This window comes from Allobosea sp. ASV33 (assembly GCF_016428755.1).
Lineage (GTDB): Bacteria > Pseudomonadota > Alphaproteobacteria > Rhizobiales > Beijerinckiaceae > Allobosea.
Map to the genome: position 1 here is coordinate 1 of NZ_JAELTI010000397.1, position 253 is coordinate 253.

Here is a 253-nt window from a genome sequence, read left to right on the forward strand (position 1 = left end):
CAATCACCGCATCAAGACCTATCCCAAGCCCTATGTCGCGCTGATCGACGGCATCGTCATGGGTGGCGGCGTCGGCATCTCCCTGCATGGCAGCCACCGCATCGCCGGCGACCGCTATCTCTGGGCCCTGTCTCTTATACACATCTCCGAGCCCACGAGACTCTAGGCGCGATCGCGTATGCCGTCTTCTGCTTGAAAAGGGGGGGGGGGGGGGGGGGGGGGGGGGGGGGGGGGGGGGGGGGGGGGGGGGGGG

1 pseudogene is annotated in these 253 nt (G+C 68.8%); it reads left to right on the forward strand.

Annotation, left to right across the window (positions count from 1 at the left end):
* Positions 1–145 (forward strand): annotated as a pseudogene (locus tag JHD80_RS28370) (enoyl-CoA hydratase/isomerase family protein); the annotation flags it as partial.
* Between the last annotated feature and the right edge of the window lie 108 nt (positions 146–253).